At 63.9% G+C, this 17,260-nt stretch carries 12 protein-coding genes, 5 pseudogenes and 1 riboswitch; of the genes and pseudogenes, 9 read left to right on the top strand and 8 right to left on the bottom strand.

What is annotated here, in order from left to right:
* The first annotated feature begins 136 nt into the window (after positions 1-136).
* Positions 137-367 (top strand): hypothetical protein, encoded by a 231-nt coding sequence (locus AC0IX7_RS15835; protein ID WP_471812766.1) that lies wholly within the window; start codon positions 137-139, stop codon positions 365-367.
* A gap of 73 nt (positions 368-440) precedes the next feature.
* Here the strand turns inward: AC0IX7_RS15835 and AC0IX7_RS15840 are convergent.
* The 5 genes and pseudogenes from AC0IX7_RS15840 to crtY form a co-directional block, all read right to left on the bottom strand.
* Positions 441-1,357 (bottom strand): annotated as a pseudogene (locus AC0IX7_RS15840) (phytoene/squalene synthase family protein).
* 196 nt (positions 1,358-1,553) lie between these two features.
* Positions 1,554-2,133: pseudogene (locus AC0IX7_RS15845) on the bottom strand (LOG family protein).
* A gap of 104 nt (positions 2,134-2,237) precedes the next feature.
* Positions 2,238-2,513, bottom strand: a complete 276-nt coding sequence (locus tag AC0IX7_RS15850; protein WP_471812768.1) for a hypothetical protein — start codon at positions 2,511-2,513, stop codon at positions 2,238-2,240.
* 367 nt (positions 2,514-2,880) lie between these two features.
* Positions 2,881-4,359 (bottom strand): phytoene desaturase, encoded by a 1,479-nt coding sequence (locus AC0IX7_RS15855; protein WP_471812770.1) that lies wholly within the window; start codon positions 4,357-4,359, stop codon positions 2,881-2,883.
* Positions 4,356-5,519 carry a lycopene beta-cyclase CrtY gene (gene crtY, locus AC0IX7_RS15860; RefSeq protein ID WP_471812772.1) on the bottom strand — a complete coding sequence of 388 codons (1,164 nt, stop codon included), beginning with the start codon at positions 5,517-5,519 and terminating at the stop codon, positions 4,356-4,358. The genes AC0IX7_RS15855 and crtY overlap by 4 nt, the downstream gene beginning before the upstream one ends.
* Before the next feature lie 485 nt (positions 5,520-6,004).
* On the opposite strand from crtY, the gene AC0IX7_RS15865 reads away from it, so the two are divergent.
* Positions 6,005-6,565 (top strand): GNAT family N-acetyltransferase, encoded by a 561-nt coding sequence (locus AC0IX7_RS15865; RefSeq protein ID WP_471812773.1) that lies wholly within the window; start codon positions 6,005-6,007, stop codon positions 6,563-6,565.
* Here AC0IX7_RS15865 and AC0IX7_RS15870 read toward each other — a convergent pair.
* Together AC0IX7_RS15870 and AC0IX7_RS15875 are read right to left on the bottom strand one after the other, a co-directional pair.
* Positions 6,549-6,761: a hypothetical protein gene (locus tag AC0IX7_RS15870; RefSeq protein WP_471812775.1), complete on the bottom strand. Its 213-nt coding sequence runs from the start codon at positions 6,759-6,761 to the stop codon at positions 6,549-6,551. The two genes, AC0IX7_RS15865 and AC0IX7_RS15870, sit on opposite strands and share 17 nt — an antisense overlap.
* Positions 6,762-6,969: 208 nt before the next feature.
* The gene (locus tag AC0IX7_RS15875; protein ID WP_471812776.1) at positions 6,970-7,371 is read right to left on the bottom strand and encodes a hypothetical protein; all 402 of its coding nucleotides are present in this window, start codon (positions 7,369-7,371) and stop codon (positions 6,970-6,972) included.
* 321 nt (positions 7,372-7,692) lie between these two features.
* Between AC0IX7_RS15875 and AC0IX7_RS15880 the strand changes: the two are divergent.
* From AC0IX7_RS15880 to thiC, 7 genes and pseudogenes are all read left to right on the top strand, one after another.
* Positions 7,693-8,429, top strand: a pseudogene (locus AC0IX7_RS15880) (sterol desaturase family protein); the annotation flags it as partial.
* Between the two features lie 158 nt (positions 8,430-8,587).
* The gene (locus AC0IX7_RS15885) at positions 8,588-8,863 is read left to right on the top strand and encodes a DUF2141 domain-containing protein (RefSeq protein ID WP_471813912.1); all 276 of its coding nucleotides are present in this window, start codon (positions 8,588-8,590) and stop codon (positions 8,861-8,863) included.
* A gap of 69 nt (positions 8,864-8,932) precedes the next feature.
* On the top strand, positions 8,933-9,796 hold the full coding sequence (locus tag AC0IX7_RS15890) for a MipA/OmpV family protein (RefSeq protein WP_471812778.1): 864 nt from the start codon (positions 8,933-8,935) through the stop codon (positions 9,794-9,796).
* Between the two features lie 611 nt (positions 9,797-10,407).
* On the top strand, positions 10,408-11,427 hold the full coding sequence (locus AC0IX7_RS15895; RefSeq protein ID WP_471812779.1) for a ferritin-like domain-containing protein: 1,020 nt from the start codon (positions 10,408-10,410) through the stop codon (positions 11,425-11,427).
* 77 nt (positions 11,428-11,504) lie between these two features.
* A pseudogene (locus AC0IX7_RS15900) lies at positions 11,505-12,520 on the top strand (ferritin-like domain-containing protein).
* 78 nt (positions 12,521-12,598) lie between these two features.
* Complete coding sequence (locus tag AC0IX7_RS15905; RefSeq protein WP_471812781.1) at positions 12,599-13,477, top strand: outer membrane protein; 879 nt, start codon at positions 12,599-12,601, stop codon at positions 13,475-13,477.
* Positions 13,478-13,902: 425 nt separating this feature from the next.
* Positions 13,903-14,012: riboswitch (TPP riboswitch) on the top strand.
* Positions 14,013-14,050: 38 nt separating this feature from the next.
* A pseudogene (thiC, locus tag AC0IX7_RS15910) lies at positions 14,051-15,968 on the top strand (phosphomethylpyrimidine synthase ThiC).
* A 1-nt stretch (position 15,969) separates the two neighbouring features.
* On the opposite strand, the gene rhuM reads toward thiC, so the two are convergent.
* On the bottom strand, positions 15,970-17,019 hold the full coding sequence (gene rhuM, locus AC0IX7_RS15915; RefSeq protein WP_471812783.1) for a RhuM family protein: 1,050 nt from the start codon (positions 17,017-17,019) through the stop codon (positions 15,970-15,972).
* Between the last annotated feature and the right edge of the window lie 241 nt (positions 17,020-17,260).

Here is a 17,260-nt window from a genome sequence, read left to right on the forward strand (position 1 = left end):
AGGTATCAGGGGCATGGATCGACGCGATGTAGGCGCAGTCAAGTCCTAGCGAAAGCATTTGGGGGAACAATCCTGCCGCTTCGTCGCTTTTATCGATACGTCCTGCCGCAACGGCGTGTCGCAACCGGAGAGTGAAATGGAACCGCTGTTCTACGTCATGGCGATCATGGGTTGCGGCGACGGCAATGTGAACTGCACCGAGGCGCGCGTGATCCCGGCGCGCTACGAGACGATGGCGCAGTGCCGCGCGGCACTCCCCGACCAGCTAGCGCAGAACACCGATGTTCCCTATCCGATGATCGGTGCGAACTGCCGTGCGAGCGGCGTGATCATGGCGAAGGCCGGCAAGGCCAAGCCGCAGGGCTAAACTGTTTCCCCGCGAAGGCGGAGATCCAGACTGGGCTCCCGCCTTCGCGGGAGAACAAACTAGACGTCGGTAATTAGCGAGGCCGCGTCCACAACCGCGCATCCCTCGGCGCCCGCGGATACAGCGTCTCCCGCCGCGCCGCTTCCCGCGCAGCCTTCGCGATAAATCCCAGTTTCTGCAGCCCCGACGTCGTCACCCGGTGATCCCACGCATGCTCCCCCGAGCGGCCACGGTCCGCCCGATCGCGCCATAGATCCCCGCCGCCGACAGCACCGCCCAAGCCGAGCGGAACGACAGCGCCGGCGTCCCCTCGCGCGCACTCGCCTCGAACGCCGCCGCCCGATCCGCCATCCGCTTCGTCAACACCGCGAGCCGCGAGCGGAACGGCGGCTTCATGTGCTGCCCCGGCGGAAAGTCCATCTCGACCAGCCAGTCCTCGGGCAGATAGCATCGCCCGACCCGGTCATCCTCCTCGACATCGCGCGCGATATTGGCGAGCTGGAACGCCATCCCCAGGTCGCACGCGCGATCGAGCGTGTCCTCGTCGTCGGGATCGACGCCCATCGCGATCGCCATCATGCACCCGACGACCCCCGCGACATGGTAGCAATATTTGTAGAGATCGTTCTCCGACCGCGGCCGCCACTCGCGCGCATCGAGCGCGAACCCCTCGACCAGATCGCGCGCAAACCGCTTCGGCAGCCGCGTTTCGGCCGCGAAGATCCGCAGCGCATCGAACGCCGGCTCGCCGACATAGTCGCCCGCGAGCGCCTGCTCGGTCATCGCCGACAGCGCCACCAGCCGGGCGGGGGCGTCCTCGACGACGGTCATGCCATGCCCATGATCCTGCCCGTCCGCGATATCGTCGCACCGCCGGCACCACGCATATAACAGCCAGGCACGCTCGCGCGTCGGCTTGTCGAACAACAGGCTGGCCGCAGCAAAACTCTTCGACCCGCGCGAGATCGATTCGTGCGCGGTAGCAACGATCGCCTCGCGGGAGGGCAGGGGGAGGTCATGACCTACCCTCCAACACCACCACCCCGGCGGAGGCCGGGGCCCAGTTGGGGCACATGAATTGGCTGGTGCTGCGCGTCGTTACTGCGGCCTTCCCAACTGGGCCCCGGCCTCCGCCGGGGGCGGCGAGCATTGGGGTCGCGGCAGGTGCTGGAGCGAGCCGTCAACTTCACAAATCCGACGCGTTCATCCGCACGATCGGCTGCGTCGGCACATGTTCCGCCATCCGGTCGAGCAGCACGTCCAGCGTATCCGCCACGATCAGCAGATCGCGGTGCTGCGCCCGCAAAACCCGACCTCGCCCATCTTTTCCCAGAACGCGATCAGGTGATCATAATAGCCCGCGGTATTCAGCAGCCCAACCGGATCCGCATGATAGCCTAGCTGCGCCCAGCTCAACGCCTCCCACAGTTCGTCCATCGTCCCGGTCCCGCCCGGAATCGTCACGAACCCGTCGCTCAAGTCCGTGAACATCTGCTTCCGCTGATGCATGCCGGTCACGACATGCAGTTCGGTAAGCCCCGATGCGCCACCTCCGCATCGACCAGCGCCTGAGGAATGACGCCGATAACCTCGCCGCCGCCCGCAAGCGCGCTATCGGCGATCGCGCCCATCAGCCCCGTCCGCCCGCCGCCATAAACGAGGCCAATCCCCCGCTCGGCAAAAGCCAGCCCGAGCGCCCGGGCGCCCTCGATATAAGTTGGATCGGCCGGCGTCGCCGACCCGCAATACACAGCAAGACGTTTCATGCCGCCTCGCTACGAGATGCGAGCACGGGCCACAAGCGTGCGAACATCGTCGAACCCGGTATCCGGACCGGCACCATGCACAGCCGATCCGGACGATCGGTCGATCAGCAAGCGCTCCGGCATGCATCGCCGGCCGTTTTCGCCAGCGCAATGCAGATGCCCTGACCGAACGGGAGCCTGCCGCACAGCGAGATCGCCGCTGCCTGGGCGATGTCGCACCCCGTCTGGCAAATGCCGCCGAGCTCTCCCGTGTCCGCTAGGTCGCTGCGTGTGGGTTCGATCGTCTCGCCCTTGAAATTCTCGCTGATGATGCTGGCGATCAGATTCTGCTGCTCGGTACCTAATGCGGCCCATTCCTCCTGGTTCACGGTGATGGTCATATCAGCATCCTTCCTCGTTTGAACGAGCGGCCGGGAGAGGCGATACGGATGTTCGCCGGCACTGCCGCACGCAAGGAAGGCTAGCGAAAGGCCCGCGGGTGGCCATAGACGATCTACCCATTTTGGTGGCCATCTCCAGCTCGCGCGGCCCACAGGGGCAAAGCGCCGCACAACCGATCCGTTTCGGATATGGTCGGTAGAATGGGTTCACGCGGAGACGCGGAGGTGTCGCGTTCCGGACAACGCTCGCACTGTCTTCATGCAAGTTCCGCAAATCGTCGGAGACGCGCTACGCGATGTTGGAGACACGGTCGCTACGCGACAAGCGCAACACCTCCGCGCCTCCGCGCCTCCACGTGAACAAATCTTACTTTTGGCCTTCGAGCATCAACCGAGCCGTAGCCTTCGCACTCCCGACGACCCCAGGAATCCCCGCACCCGGATGCGTGCCAGCGCCCACGAAGTACAGGTTCGGAATATGCTCGTCGCGGTTATGCACCCGGAAATACGCGCTCTGCGTCAGCACCGGCTCCAGCGAGAACGCGCTTCCCAGATGCGCATTGAGATCCTGCGCGAAATCCTTCGGCGCGTACGAGAATTTCGTCACGATCCGCTCATGGATGTCCGGGATCAACCGCCGCCCGATCTCGTCGAGGATGCGCTTCTCCAGGATCGGCGCGATCTCGTCCCAGTCGACCGGGAATTTCCCCATGTGCGGCACCGGCGCCAACGCATAGAAGGTCGAATGCCCCTCCGGCGCCAGCGACGGATCGGTCACGGTCGGATGATGCAGGTACAGCGAGAAATCCTCGCTCAGCACGCCGTGATCGTAAATGTCCTCGAGCAGCCCCTTATAGCGCGGCCCGAACAGGATCATGTGGTGCGGGATGCCCGGCCACGTGCCCTTGATCCCGAAATGCACCACGAACAGCGACGGCGAATATTTCTTCCGCTCGAGCGAGCCGGTCTTGCGCTTCGCACTGCGCGACGTCGCCAGCAGGTCGCGATAGGTGTGCATGATGTCGCTGTTCGCGGCCACTGCATCCGCCTGACCCGACCAACCGCTCGCGGTCGTCACGCCGGTCGCGCGGTCACCAAGCGTCTCGATCGACGTCACCGGATCGTCGAGCCGCAGCACCCCGCCCAGTCGCTCGAACTGCGTCACCAGCGCCGCCACTAGACGGTTGGTGCCGCCACGCGCGAACCACACCCCGCCGTCACGCTCCAGCTTGTGGATCAGCGCATAGATCGCGCTCGTCGTCATCGGATTGCCGCCGACCAGCAGCGTGTGGAAGCTCAATGCCTCGCGCAACTTCTCCGACTTCACGAAGCTCGACACGATCGAATAGACCGACCGCCACGCCTGGTATTTCGCCAGCGCCGGCGCCGCCTTGATCATCGACCCGAAATCGAGGAACGCGACATGGCCGAGCTTCTCATAGCCTTCGTGGAACACGCCCGCCGAATACTGCAGGAACTTCTCATACCCTGCCCAGTCGCCGGGATGCAGCTTCTCGATCTCGGCGCGCATCTGCACGTCGTCGTTGGTATAGTCGAAATTCGTCCCGTCGGGCCAGTTCAGCCGGTAGAACGGCAGCACCGGATCGAGCGTCACGTCCTCGCTCATGTCGCGCCCGCTCAGCGCCCACAATTCGCGCAGGCAATCCGGATCGGTGATGACGGTCGGGCCCGCATCGAACGTGAACCCGTCGCGCTCCCAATAATAGCCGCGCCCACCCGGCTTGTCGCGGCTTTCGACGATCGTCGTCTGCACGCCCGCGGTTTGCAGCCGGATCGCGAGCGCGAGGCCGCCAAATCCTGCGCCGATGACTATTGCGGTCTTCAAGAGCGTGCTCCGATAATGGCGCGAACGGCGCGCGAGATGGGGACTGGCGGCTTGCCGGTGAGGACTCGGGCCTTGTCGGTCATCGTCGACCGTCCGGCATAGAACCGCCCGATAAGTGCAGGCGACAGGCGGTAGAAGCGTTCGAGGATGCGGTAGCGTTCCTCCGGCTCGGCTGCGCGGAACAACATCGTGTCGAGCATCCGGTAGAAGCCGCGGCTTTGCCACGTCGCGCGCGCCATTTCGTGCGTCGCGTCATGCAGTTTCGCGCCGGAGAAATCGCTGAGGTCGGCCAGCATCGCCGCGGTCCGCACCGCATCGGGCAGCGAATAGCCGGTGGTCGGGTGGAACATCCCCGCGCGCATGCCCGCCTTGGCGACATGCGCACCGCCCGACCGCCAATACGCCTCGAAATCGCCGCCCATCGCGACCGGCAGCACGCCCGATTCCTGCCGCGCCGCCTGCGCCACGGTCCAGCCGCGCGCCTCGGCATAGTCGTGGACGCGGGTCGTGAGCGTCTCGACATCCAGGTCGGGGGTATCGCTGTAATAGGTGTCCTCGACGAACATCCGGTCGTCGGCAAGCGGCAGGCAATAAACGAAGCGATAGCCGTCGATCTGCGGCACGGTCGCGTCCATCACGATCGGCGTGGGGCTGTCATGCGGGGCGCTCAGCACCAGTTCGCGCCCGACGAACTTCTGCCATGCGAGATCGAGCAACGACAGGTCGCCCGGGCCCCGCACGTCGATCACGCCCTTGGCCTCGATCCGGTCGCCATCCGCCAGCACCACCGCGGTCGCGCTGGCCCCCGACACCTTCCGCCCGAGCATCAACGCGTGCGGCGGCAGCACGCGGCGCACTTGACGGTCGAGCCGCTCGCTCTCGATCGAAAAATAGGTCGCGTCGATCGTTCGTTCGTGCCCCGGAAAGCGCACGTCGTAGCCCTGCCACGCATGCACCACGAGCGGCGCGACGATCCAGCGATCCTCTTGCGCCACGTCGCTGCCGAAGAACGACCAGAGATGATTGCCGCCGACCACCGGCGCGGCGTCGATCAGCCGCACGTCCAGTGCCGGATGCCTGGCCTTGAGCGCCAGCGCGATCATCCCGCCGGCCAAACCCGCGCCAACGATCGCGACGTCGCAGGAGATCGTCGATGCCATGCCTCCGACTAGCGCAAAGCGAGAGCCTCGAAAACAACCTTTGCAAAGCAATCACGCACGAAGACAACCTGCGTTGCCGGGACGGGCAGGGGCCGGCTTACGATCCTCCCCCGGCAGGGGAGGTGGCTGGCACTTGCCAGACGGAGGGGAGGAAGGGGAACCTCCATTCCGCGTCCTCGCCCCTCACTGGAAGGGAGGAGGAAACCCGGCAACGGCTACTCCGCCCTGTAAGGAGAGGTGAACCTGCCCCCTCCCTGGAAGGGAGGGGCTGGAGTGGGTCGGCGTCCGCATAGTCGAACGCGCGTGGCTCAAGCCGGCCGACCCACCCCCGACCTCTCCCTTCCAGGGAGGGGAGAATGCCCGGCCACGGACACCCTTTTCATTCCCGGCAAAGGAATCGGGCCACGAATACGCCTCTCACCCCCACCGCGAGAACGCCACCGCAACGGATACCCCTCCATCGCAATCGCCCCTAGACCCTGCAAATGCTCACGCCCGCATCCGCCCCCACGCTCACCACCGCCCGCCTGACCCTGACCGGCCACGCCGCGACCGACCTCGAGGACTGCGCCGCGATGTGGACCGACCCGCGCGTCTACACGATGATCGGTGGCCAGCCCCGCCCCCGCGAGGACGTCTGGATCCGCCTGCTCCGCTCGATCGGCCAGTGGACGCTGTTCGACTATGGCAGCTGGATCGCACGCGAAACCGCGACCGGCGCGTTGATCGGCGAGCTCGGCCTGATCGAGGCCCGCCGCGCGATCGAGCCCTCGATCGACGCTGCGCCAGAGGTCGGCTGGACCCTCACCGGCGCCGCGCAAGGCCAAGGCTACGCCTCCGAAGCGCTCGCCGCGATCCTAGCCTGGACCGACGCGCGCATCCCCGCGACGACCTGCATCATAGATCCCGCCAACGCCCCCTCGATCCGCCTCGCCGAGCGTCTGGGCTACCGCCTGCGCACCACGGGCGCCTACCGGGACGCGCCGATCCTGATCTTCGACCGCCGCGCGTCCGCGGCGGATCCCGCGGCTATTGCTGCGCGGTGACGACCGGCGTCTGCACCGAAGCGATCGGCATCGGATCGCCCGCGCGGTCGTAGAACGCCATCAACACCAGCCCCAGGGCCAATATGGTCCCGGCGATCACATAGATCAGCCCCTTGTGGTCCTTGCCGATATCCTCGCGAATATCCCGGCCGGTCTCGCCACCAATATCCCCGCGCGCGGCGCTGTGGTCTGCCATGCATCACTCTCCGATTGGCAGGTCATCCTGCTCTGGAGGCGAGGCTACCATCTTTCCGCCCACTGCATAGGGGCTATATCAAGCCTATCGCAACGGCTGATGAATCGCCGGGAACAGGTGAAGCCGCGCACCCCAAGGTCTGTCACCCCAATCCAGGCCAGCGTGTCCCACGACTCCTGCCTTACCAGTTCGCACCCGGATGATCATTCTACATAAGGGATGATTCGCTTTTTTGCTGGGGTTCCGGATTTGGCCAAACTGGTCGTTCCATTATTTTGCCGGCAAGAATATCTTTCGCAAATTTCAGCCGCTCACTCAAAAACTCTACTATGATATCCCTCTCTTCTTCCGTAGCTTCTCGACCATCTATATTATCGGCCGATCCCTCAAGTATAAACCTAGTTGTAAGAAGATTTCCGTTAACCGCAATTAGGCGTCTGGCGAGTGATCTGCTTCCTTGATCGTCTAATTCGTAAATTGGGAAGCGGCCTATTTCGTCTATTATACCTCCAACGGATAGTGCTGCACCTCGAAGACTTATTGATTCGGGAAGAAAGTTGGAGGTAGTGCGATGATAGCTTTCCAGGACCTCGTAGCCGTGTTCAAGCAAGCGAGTAGCCGCTTTTCGCAGCTGCCTTTTGCGATGGCGAATTGGCATAAAGGCAGTAAGGTACGTGGCTAGCAGAGCAAGCATTGCGCCCAGCCTGCGAGCTTGTCATGAGCTTCGAGCCAAGCAACCAATTCGTTCATGTTTCACCGTCAATTATCAGCAACATTGCTATATCTATCGTTCGGCGTGGAACGGGAAAAGCATGTTGCCGATTTTGAATTGCGTTCGCTTTGCCTACGGAAGCTCTCAGGCTGGCGCACGCTCACACTCATCACCACAACCCCCATTACCCAACACCCCAAAATCCCCTATAAGCGCCTCATGTGGCTCGCCATCCTCCTCTCCGCGCTGGCAATGACCGCGATCGTCGGGGTCCGCTATCTCATCGTCTCCGGCGCGTTCGCCGCAGCGACCCGCGCGCGCCATCCCGGGCTCTACCGCGGGCTCGACGCGCAGATGCGGCGCGAGATCTGGTGGAGCATCGCCTCCGCCGCGATCTACGGCATACCCGCGGGGATCGTCGCCTGGGGCTGGCAGAATCGCGGCTGGACGCAGATCTATACCGACGTCCACGCCTACCCGCTCTGGTACCTGCCGGTGGCGGTGCTCGCGTTCCTGTTCGCGCACGACACCTGGTTCTACTGGACGCATCGCTGGATGCATCGGCCTAAACCCTTCAAGCTCGCGCACGCGGTGCATCACGCCAGCCGCCCGCCGACCGCGTGGGCGGCGATGGCGTTCCATCCGATCGAGGCGATCACCGGCGCTGTGATAATTCCGCTACTGGTCTTCCTGATTCCGATCCATGTCGGCGCACTGGGTCTGGTACTGACGATCATGACCGTTATGGGGGTAACCAATCACATGGGGTGGGAGGTTTTCCCCGGTTCATGTGGCGGGGCGCACTGGGCGGCTGGCTGATCACGGCGAGCCATCATCAGCGCCATCACGAACAATACGGGTGCAACTATGGCCTTTATTTCCGCTTTTGGGATCGGCTCTGCGGCACCGACAAGGGGCTCGGCGACTTCACCAAGTCGCATGCGAAAGCTGCCGCCCGTGTCGCGCCTGCCGTTGGCAGTGGCGGGCGCGCTGGCGTGGCTGACGCTGGCAGCGGCAGCCCCGTCACGCGGCTTGACGTAGAGATCGACAATCTCCGCTCGGCAAAGGGCATGATCCGGATCTGCCTCACCGCGGATCCCGACAATTTCCCCGCCTGCGTCGACGATGCCAACGCGCTGACCCGGTCGCTGCCCGCCAGCGTCCGCACCACCAGTTTCCGGGGCTGCCCCAGCGCGGCTATGCGCTCGCGGTGATCCATGACGAGAACAACAACGCCAAGCTCGATACGCTCGCCGGCATCCCGCGCGAGGGTTACGGTTTCTCGCGCAACGCCGCGGTCCGGTTCGGTCCGCCGCGCTTTTCCGCCGCCCGGTTCATGGTTGCTGGTGATGCCGAATTGCAACAGGTGAAAATGCGTTACATCTTCTGACCGATCCTAACGGACCGAAAACGGTTTCACCGCGTTGCGACGGGGAACCTTTTTGTCCGGAGCATTTCCTTGCGCGCACTCACTCTCTTCACGTCTGCCGCAATCGCGGTGCTCGCGATCGCCACGCCGGCGCTCGCCCAGACCGACCCCAACCCGTCGCCGCCGATCACCGATCCCCGTGACAACAACCGCATGACGGTCGCGCTCGGCGTGGTGTCGATGCCCGATTACGAGGGTGCGGACAGCAATTCCTTCACGCCCGCCGGTGCCTTCGTCGGCGCGGTCCGCGGCCATGACATCTTCCTGCGCGGCACGCAGCTGTATTTCAACCTGATCCCCAACACGGGAGAGGTCGGCATCAACTACGAAGTCGGCGTCATCGCCGGCGTCCGCCGCGATCGCACCGGCGATATCGACAACCGCCAGGTCCGCGCACTCGGCAAGATCGACACCGCCTATGAACTCGGCGGCTATGTCGGCGTCGCCCGGACCGGCGTCATCACCAGCGACTACGACACGCTCACCGCGCGGGTCGCCTATGTCCACGACGTATCGGGCACATACGACAGCTACGTCGTCACCCCACAGGTGAACTACACCACGCCGCTGTCGGTCCGCACGCTCGTCTCGCTCGGCGTGTCGGCGGATTATGCCGGCAAGGGCTTTGGCCGCACCTATGCGGCGGTGACGCCGATCGGCTCGCTCGCCAGCGGCCTGCGCACCTACGACGTCAACGACAGCGGTTTCCGCCGCGTCAACGCATCGCTGTTCGTGGTGCAGAGCCTGTCCGGCGATCTCCGCCGCGGCCTGGGCGTCGGCGCCGGCGTGCTCTACGGCCGCATGGTCGGCAAGTACAAGGACAGCCCGATCGTCGCCGACGTCGGCGATGCCGACCAGTGGCTCGGCGCGGTAGGCCTGACCTACACCTTCTGATCTAATCCCTCCGACCCATCGATCCTCCCCGCAAGGGAGGTGGCTAGCACTCGCCAGACGGAGGGGAGGCAAGCGCAAACGCCGGTTCCGTGTCCTCCCCTCCGTCGCCTACGGCGCCACCTCCCCTGGCGGGGGAGGATCGTAAAGGCAGAGATTCGACGAAAAGCCTCTGCCCTGAAGGGGCGGGGAAAGTAGACCGCAAGGCCTCAACCGCCAGCCACTTCCTACCGACGAGAGCCAGCCGGCCACTAAAACTGCCGCGGCCAAAGCTTCCAAAGCTCCCGCGACGCCAACCACCAAAGCTCCCTCAGAACCGCCGCGACCCGTTCTTCCGAACGCTCCCGCGAAACTGCCTCGAGCGCCCCCGCAAGGCCACCCCGCCGCCGCTCCCCCACACCGCCACCCCACCTGAAATTTATTTCACGATGTTGCCGTTAATGCTGCGTCCATTTCCCCTTGGCGTCCGTTCCTCGAATTGGACGGCAGATTTTTGCCCGCAATAGAGCGCGTTACGAGTCGGGCCTTGGCGACAGGGTGTTGCTCTGATCGGTCCGGACTGTTCGATTGTTTCAATAACTCCGACGTCTGCAACAACAAGGGAGGACCCTGATATGACCGAGAGCGTGCACCTGATCGAAGCCCTCGATGCGCGAGTGGAACGGCGCAGCGAGCGGCGTGAGTTCTTCAAGAATGCGCTCGGCGCGGCTGCGATCACCGCGGCCGGTGCGACCGCATTGTCGATGTCCAGCGCCGCGGCGGCCCAGTCCGTCACCGACGCCGACGTCCTGAACTTCGCGCTCAACCTCGAATATCTCGAGGCGCAATTCTATTCCTACGCCGCCTATGGCACCGGGCTCGACAACAGCCTGCTCGGCGGTTCCGGCACCCAGGGTGCGGTCCGCGGCGGTCGCCAGGTCAATTTCACCGACCCGATCGTATCGCAATACGCCCGTGAGATCGCCCAAGACGAGATCGCCCACGTCAAGTTCCTCCGTACCGCGCTCGGCACCGCCGCCGTCGCGCAGCCGGTGATCGACGTCAGCGTCTCGCCGACCAGCGCCTTCTCGCTCGCCGCCCAGGCTGCCGGGCTCGTGCCCGCCGGCACCGCGTTCGATCCCTACGCCACCGACGAGGCGTTCCTGCTCGGCGCGTTCATCTTCGAGGACGTCGGCGTGACCGCGTACAAGGGTGCCGCCCCGCTGCTCACTAGCAAGGCGTATCTCGAGGCCGCCGCCGGCCTGCTCGCGGTCGAGGCGTATCATGCCGCGATCGTCCGCACGACGCTGTACGGCAAGGGCATCGCGACCCCGTCGCTGCGCACCTCCGCCGATGCCATTTCGCGCGCGCGCGACAGCCTCGACGGTGGCGGCGCCAACACGACGATCTTCGGTGCGAACGACATCGATCAGGGCATCTCGTCGTACAGCGCGACGCCGATCAACCTCGCCACCACGCAGGCCGCGGTGACCGTGTCGAACATCGTCCCGCTCGACAGCAACGGCGTCGCCTATAGCCGCTCGGTGAGCCAGGTGCTCAACATCGTCTATCTCAACAGCGGTGCGGCATCGGCCGGCGGGTTCTTCCCGAACGGCATGGCCGGCAACATCAAGACGAGCACTGCGGCAGCCTGATCGATCGGCCCGATCATATCGGCCCGATCACCTCAGCCCAGCCCAACGCTCATCTTCGCTATTCAGGGATTAACCCAATGACCGATCTCAATACCAAGCTCGAGATATTCGACGCGATCGCCGCCCGCCGTAACGAGCGCCGCGGCTTCCTCCGCTTCGCCGGCGGCTCGGCCCTCGCCATCGGTGGCGCAAGCCTGCTTGCGGCCTGCGGCAACGACGATGAAGATCTCGCACCCGCTCCCACGCCGACCCCTAGCCCGACCCCGGCCGCCACGATCAACGACGCGGATATCCTCAACTACGCGCTGAACCTCGAATATCTCGAAGCGCAGTTCTACGCGTTCGCAGCATTCGGCGTCGGGCTGAACGCCAGCCTGCTCACCGGCACCGGTACGCAGGGCGCCGTCACCGGTGGCGCACAGGTCCCGTTCCAGGATGCCGTCGTCCGCGAATACGCGCGTGAAATCGCGATCGACGAGGTCGCGCACGTCGCGTTCCTGCGTACCGCTCTCGGCACCGCCGCCGTCGCCCAGCCGGCGATCGACATCTCGGTCGGCACGGTCGCCGCACCGGGCGCGTTCACGGCAGCAGCACGCGCCGCCGGCGTCGTCTCTGCATCGCAGGTGTTCAACCCCTATGCCGACGACAACAGCTTCCTGCTCGGCGCGTACATCTTCGAGGACGTCGGCGTCTCGGCCTACAAGGGCGCAGCGGCGCTGATCGCCAACAAGACCTATCTCGAGGCCGCCGCCGGCATCCTCGCGGCTGAGGCCTACCACGCCGGCCTGATCCGCACGATCCTGTACCGCAAGGGCCTGCAGACCCCGTCGCTGCGTACCATCGCGGGCCAGATCAGCGATGCGCGCGACAGCCTCGACGGCAGCAGCGACATCGATCAGGGCATCACCGGTACCGATGCGACCATGTCGAACATCGTCCCGACCGACGCCAACGGCCTCGCCTATAGCCGGTCGATCGCGCAGGTGCACAACATCGCCTATCTGACCAATACCGCAAAGATCGGCGGGGCTTCTTCCCCAACGGGACCAACAACCGCACCGACGCACTTCGGAGCAGCGGCGCCAACGCATGATCGCCGTCACGGACTGAAACAGAAACCTCGGATCGCGGCGCATTCAGGAGCGCCGCGATCCTTGTTTGAGGAATGACCATGAAACACTTCACGACGCTCACCATGCTCGCCGGTCTCGCCGCCGCGGGCATTTTTGCCGTTCCCGCCGCCGCGCAGGACATGACCACCGACCGTGACAGCAAGCCGTTCTCGGGCGTCTATATCGGCGCGGCCGGCGGTTACGACGTCCAGCCCAACGACGTCGGCTCGTCGATCCTGTTCGATCGCAACGGCGACGGCAATTTCAACGACAGCGTCAACACCATCACCGGCGCCAACGCCTTCTCGCCGGGCTTCTGCAACGGCTCCGCGCGCACCGCCGTCGTCGATTACGGCTGCCGCAACGACGATGACGGCTGGTCCTATTACGGCCGCGCCGGCTTCGACGTGCAGAGCGGCCCGTTCGTGGTCGGCTTGGTCGGCGAATTCGGCAAGTCCGACATCACCGACAGCGTCGCCGGCTTCTCGACCACGCCCGCCAGCTACACGATGGCCCGCAAGCTGAAATGGGAAGCTTCGGCCCGCGTCCGCGCCGGTCTCGCCGCGCGCAACACGCTGTTCTACGCCACCGGCGGCGCCGGCTATGCCAAGATCGACAACCTGTTCTTCACCACCAACACCGCCAACGCGTTCGCCGCCACCGGCTCGAACAAGCGCTGGGGCTATGTCGGCGGCGGCGGCATCGAACAGAAGCTGACCCGGAACATCTCGATCGGCATGGAATACACCTATCACCAGTACAAGGACAACGACGCCCGCGTCCTGGTCACCGCCGGCACCGCGCTCGCCGGCAGCCCGGTGCTGCTGGCGAACAACCCGTTCGTGCTCGCGCCCAACACCGCCGGCACCACCTTCCGCCGCAGCGATGATCAGTTCCGCTGGCACAGCCTCCGCGGCACCGTTTCTTTCCGGTTCTGAGGTAGCGCACCCTCCACCCCGTTCGCCCTGAGCGAAGTCGAAGGGTAAGCCCCACGTGCAAGGGTGCTTCGACTGCGCCCAGCACGAACGGGGAGGGGGACGCGATTACTAATACACGTCGAAAAGGCCGCAGCCCCAAACCAGGGCAGCGGCCTTTTCCTTTGTCTGCACAACCTCAATCCTCCCCCGCCAGGGAGGTGGCACCGAAGGTGACGGAGGGGGAGGACACGCAACAGAGGTTATCTCTTACCTCCCCTCCGTCTGGCAATCGCCATCCACCTCCCCCTGGCGGGGGAGGGTCGCAAAGGCACCACCTCCCACTCCCGTTCGCCCTGAGCGAAGTCGAAGGGTGTGCCCCAAGCGCAGGTGCATCGCCGATCAACACCACCAATTTCCCATTGCACCCCACCCCCATCCCCCTATGCTGACCCCACCCCGGGGAGCGCTAATCCGCGCTTGAGAGGAAGGCAGGAGCCTTCGACCCGCTGAACCTGATCCGGTTGATACCGGCGGAGGGAGGAGCGGTCGCCACAGAACCGCAATCCTTGCTCCGAGACCTTTAGGAGCAAGCGCATGGCCGATTTTGAAGCACGCACCCCGACAGCAGACATCGGCGTAACCACCGGCCCGATCCGAGGCTCGCGGAAAATCCACGTCGCGGTGCCGACCAGCCCCGACGTCCGCGTCGCCATGCGCGAGATCGTCCTCGACCCAAGCTGCTCCGAACCCCGTTACGCGTCTACGACACCAGCGGCCCCTACACCGACCCTCGCGCGCAAATCGACATCAACGCCGGCCTCCCCCAACTCCGCCGCGCCTGGATCGAAGCTCGCGGCGACGTCGAATCCTACGAAGCCCGAGAACTCCGCCCCGAAGACAACGGCCAACTCGGCCCAGATCGCTCCGGCGGCGTCCCCCAATTCCCCGGCAGCATCAAACGCCCCTCCGCGCCAAACCCGGGCACAACGTCAGCCAGATGCACTACGCCCGCCGCGGCATCATCACCCCCGAAATGGAATACGTCGCCACCCGAGAAAACCTCGGCCGCGCCATGCTCAAAGACTACGTTCGAGACGGCGAAAGCTTCGGCGCCCAGATCCCCGACTTCGTAACCCCCGAATTCGTCCGCGACGAGATCGCCCGCGGCCGCGCAATCATCCCCAACAACATCAACCACCCCGAATCCGAACCGATGGCGATCGGCCGCAACTTCCTCGTCAAGATCAACGCCAACATCGGCAACTCCGCGGTCGCCAGCAACGTCGCCGCCGAAGTCGACAAGCTCGTCTGGTCGATCCGCTGGGGCGCGGACACGGTCATGGACCTCAGCACCGGCCGCAACATCCACGACACCCGCGAATGGATCCTCCGCAATTCACCGGTCCCGATCGGCACCGTCCCGATCTACCAGGCGCTCGAAAAGGTCGGCGGGGTCGCCGAGGACCTCACCTGGGAGATCTTCCGCGACACGCTCATCGAGCAGGCCGAACAGGGCGTCGATTACTTCACGATCCACGCCGGCGTCCGCCTCGCCTACATCCCGATGACCGCGAAACGCGTCACCGGCATCGTCTCGCGCGGCGGCTCGATCATGGCGAAATGGTGCCTCAGCCACCACAAGGAGAGCTTCCTCTACGAGCGCTTCGACGAGATCACCGAGATCATGAAGGCGTACGACATCGCCTACAGCCTCGGCGACGGCCTGCGCCCCGGCAGCATCGCCGACGCCAACGACGAAGCCCAGTTCAGCGAACTCTACACGCTCGGCGAACTCACCCACCGCGCGTGGAAGAGCGATGTCCAGGTCATGATCGAAGGCCCCGGCCACGTGCCCATGCACAAGATCAAGGAGAACATGGACAAGCAACTCGAAGTCTGCGGCGAAGCGCCCTTCTACACGCTCGGGCCACTCACCACGGACATAGCCCCCGGCTACGACCACATAACGAGTGGTATCGGCGCCGCGATGATCGGCTGGTACGGCACCGCGATGCTCTGCTACGTTACGCCGAAGGAGCATCTCGGCCTCCCCGACCGCGACGACGTGAAAGTCGGCGTAGTAACCTACAAGCTAGCAGCCCACGCCGCCGACCTCGCCAAAGGCCACCCCGCCGCCCAGATGCGCGACGACGCGCTCAGCCGCGCAAGGTTCGAGTTCCGCTGGAGAGACCAGTTCAACCTCTCGCTGGACCCGGATACGGCGGAACAATACCATGATCAGACGCTCCCCGCAGAAGGCGCCAAGACCGCCCACTTCTGCTCGATGTGCGGCCCAAAATTCTGCTCGATGAAGATCACGCAGGAGGTGCGCGACTTCGCGGCGAAGCAGAACAGTCCGGCGGATACGTTCCTAGCGGAAGACGTCGACCAGACCGACACCAACCGCGCGATCTTCGCCGGAGGCTCCCACGCCGAAGCCGAAAAAGGCATGGCAGACATGAGCGAAAAATTCCGCGAAAAGGGCAGCGAAATCTACCTGCCGGCTGGATGACTCAGCGTTTTGCCTTGCCTTTTGGGAGTGTCTTCTGATCCCGCTTGAGCTGATCGATTGCTTGTTCGGCTTGAGCGTGACGGACGGCTTTTTGAGCGGCCTTGAACGTGTCGTACTGCGTTTCGGCATGCTGCCGAGCAACCGTCATCGATACACGGCCACCACTGCGCAGCACCCCGCGTCCCAGATTTGCGAGTTGATTATCAAGAAGAGCCGCCGCCTCGGTCATTAGCCGCAGGCGGCCGATTTCCATCTGGTCCTCGAATATATCGAGAAGGATCGTCGTGAGACGGTTCAGTTCCTTGACTTCGGCTGCAGCAAGGTAATTCTTAGAAACGAGCGTATCGGACTTCCGAATATTATCATTGGGCCATGTTTGAAGTCCCATGTTTTCGGATCCAGCATCGGCCCGCGTTCTGATAACCTCGGCAGGTGTGTTCGAGCAGATCGCATAGACAAGTTTAGCTTGGGTATTTTTGTAAAATGTCTGCCATTCATCCGACCCGCCATCATAATCTTGACACATCGCGCAAATGGTTTTTAGCTCGCGATAGACGTTGGCTTCGTCCGACCTAATATCGCGAATGATATCGCGCAGTTCGGCGATACGGTCTTGCTGGTCCGGATTTTTTAGCCTCGGCGCGTCTATCACGAACCCGCGCGTGGCAAACTGGACCAGCTTTTCGGTTGCCCAGCGACGGAAAAGCGTCCCTTGCTTCGTCGAGACTCGATAGCCGACCGCAATGATGCCATCCAGATTATGGATCAACGTCTTGCGGCTGACCTCACGCCCTCCCTCGTCGCGAACCTGCAAGATTTCCTTGCAGGTTGCCGACCGGTCCAACTCGCCCTGCTCATATATATTGTTCATGTGAGCGTTAACGCTTTGGCGCGTCACCCCGAACAGCTCCGCAATTTGCGGTTGGGTAAGCCAAAGGGTATCACCCTCGTAACGCAGTTCAATCTTGACACCGCTATCGGTGCCATAGATCAAGAATCGATCTCCTGTACTCTCGTTTTCCTCTAGGTGAACAGGTTCCAGCGTCGTCATCGGGGTCTCCACGACATAGCGAACATCTGTAGAACGAAACGGTTTTCAACTCAATCGGCTTGACTCTGCGTTGAGCTGGGATCTGTAACTGCTCTTCACAAAAGAATGCCCGTCAATAATCATCGCCAACCAGCGACACAGCTCCGCACGGTCGCCAACGAGCGCCATTTTCTAAAATCACGAGTTTCCGAGCGACGCAATCCGTCTCCAAAATCTTGATAATCCGCGCTGCTGCAGTCCG

This window comes from Sphingomonas sp. AC411, assembly GCF_979253035.1.

Excerpts from the sequence above, each read along its gene's own strand:
- AC0IX7_RS15835 (WP_471812766.1), top strand. The coding sequence starts at position 137 with ATGGAACCGCTGTTCTACGTCATGGCGATCATGGGTTGCGGCGACGGC.
- AC0IX7_RS15850 (WP_471812768.1), bottom strand. The coding sequence starts at position 2,513 with ATGACCATCACCGTGAACCAGGAGGAATGGGCCGCATTAGGTACCGAG.
- crtY (WP_471812772.1), bottom strand. The coding sequence starts at position 5,519 with ATGGCATCGACGATCTCCTGCGACGTCGCGATCGTTGGCGCGGGTTTG.
- AC0IX7_RS15865 (WP_471812773.1), top strand. The coding sequence starts at position 6,005 with ATGCTCACGCCCGCATCCGCCCCCACGCTCACCACCGCCCGCCTGACC.
- AC0IX7_RS15870 (WP_471812775.1), bottom strand. The coding sequence starts at position 6,761 with ATGGCAGACCACAGCGCCGCGCGCGGGGATATTGGTGGCGAGACCGGC.
- AC0IX7_RS15895 (WP_471812779.1), top strand. The coding sequence starts at position 10,408 with ATGACCGAGAGCGTGCACCTGATCGAAGCCCTCGATGCGCGAGTGGAA.
- AC0IX7_RS15905 (WP_471812781.1), top strand. The coding sequence starts at position 12,599 with ATGAAACACTTCACGACGCTCACCATGCTCGCCGGTCTCGCCGCCGCG.
- rhuM (WP_471812783.1), bottom strand. The coding sequence starts at position 17,019 with ATGACGACGCTGGAACCTGTTCACCTAGAGGAAAACGAGAGTACAGGA.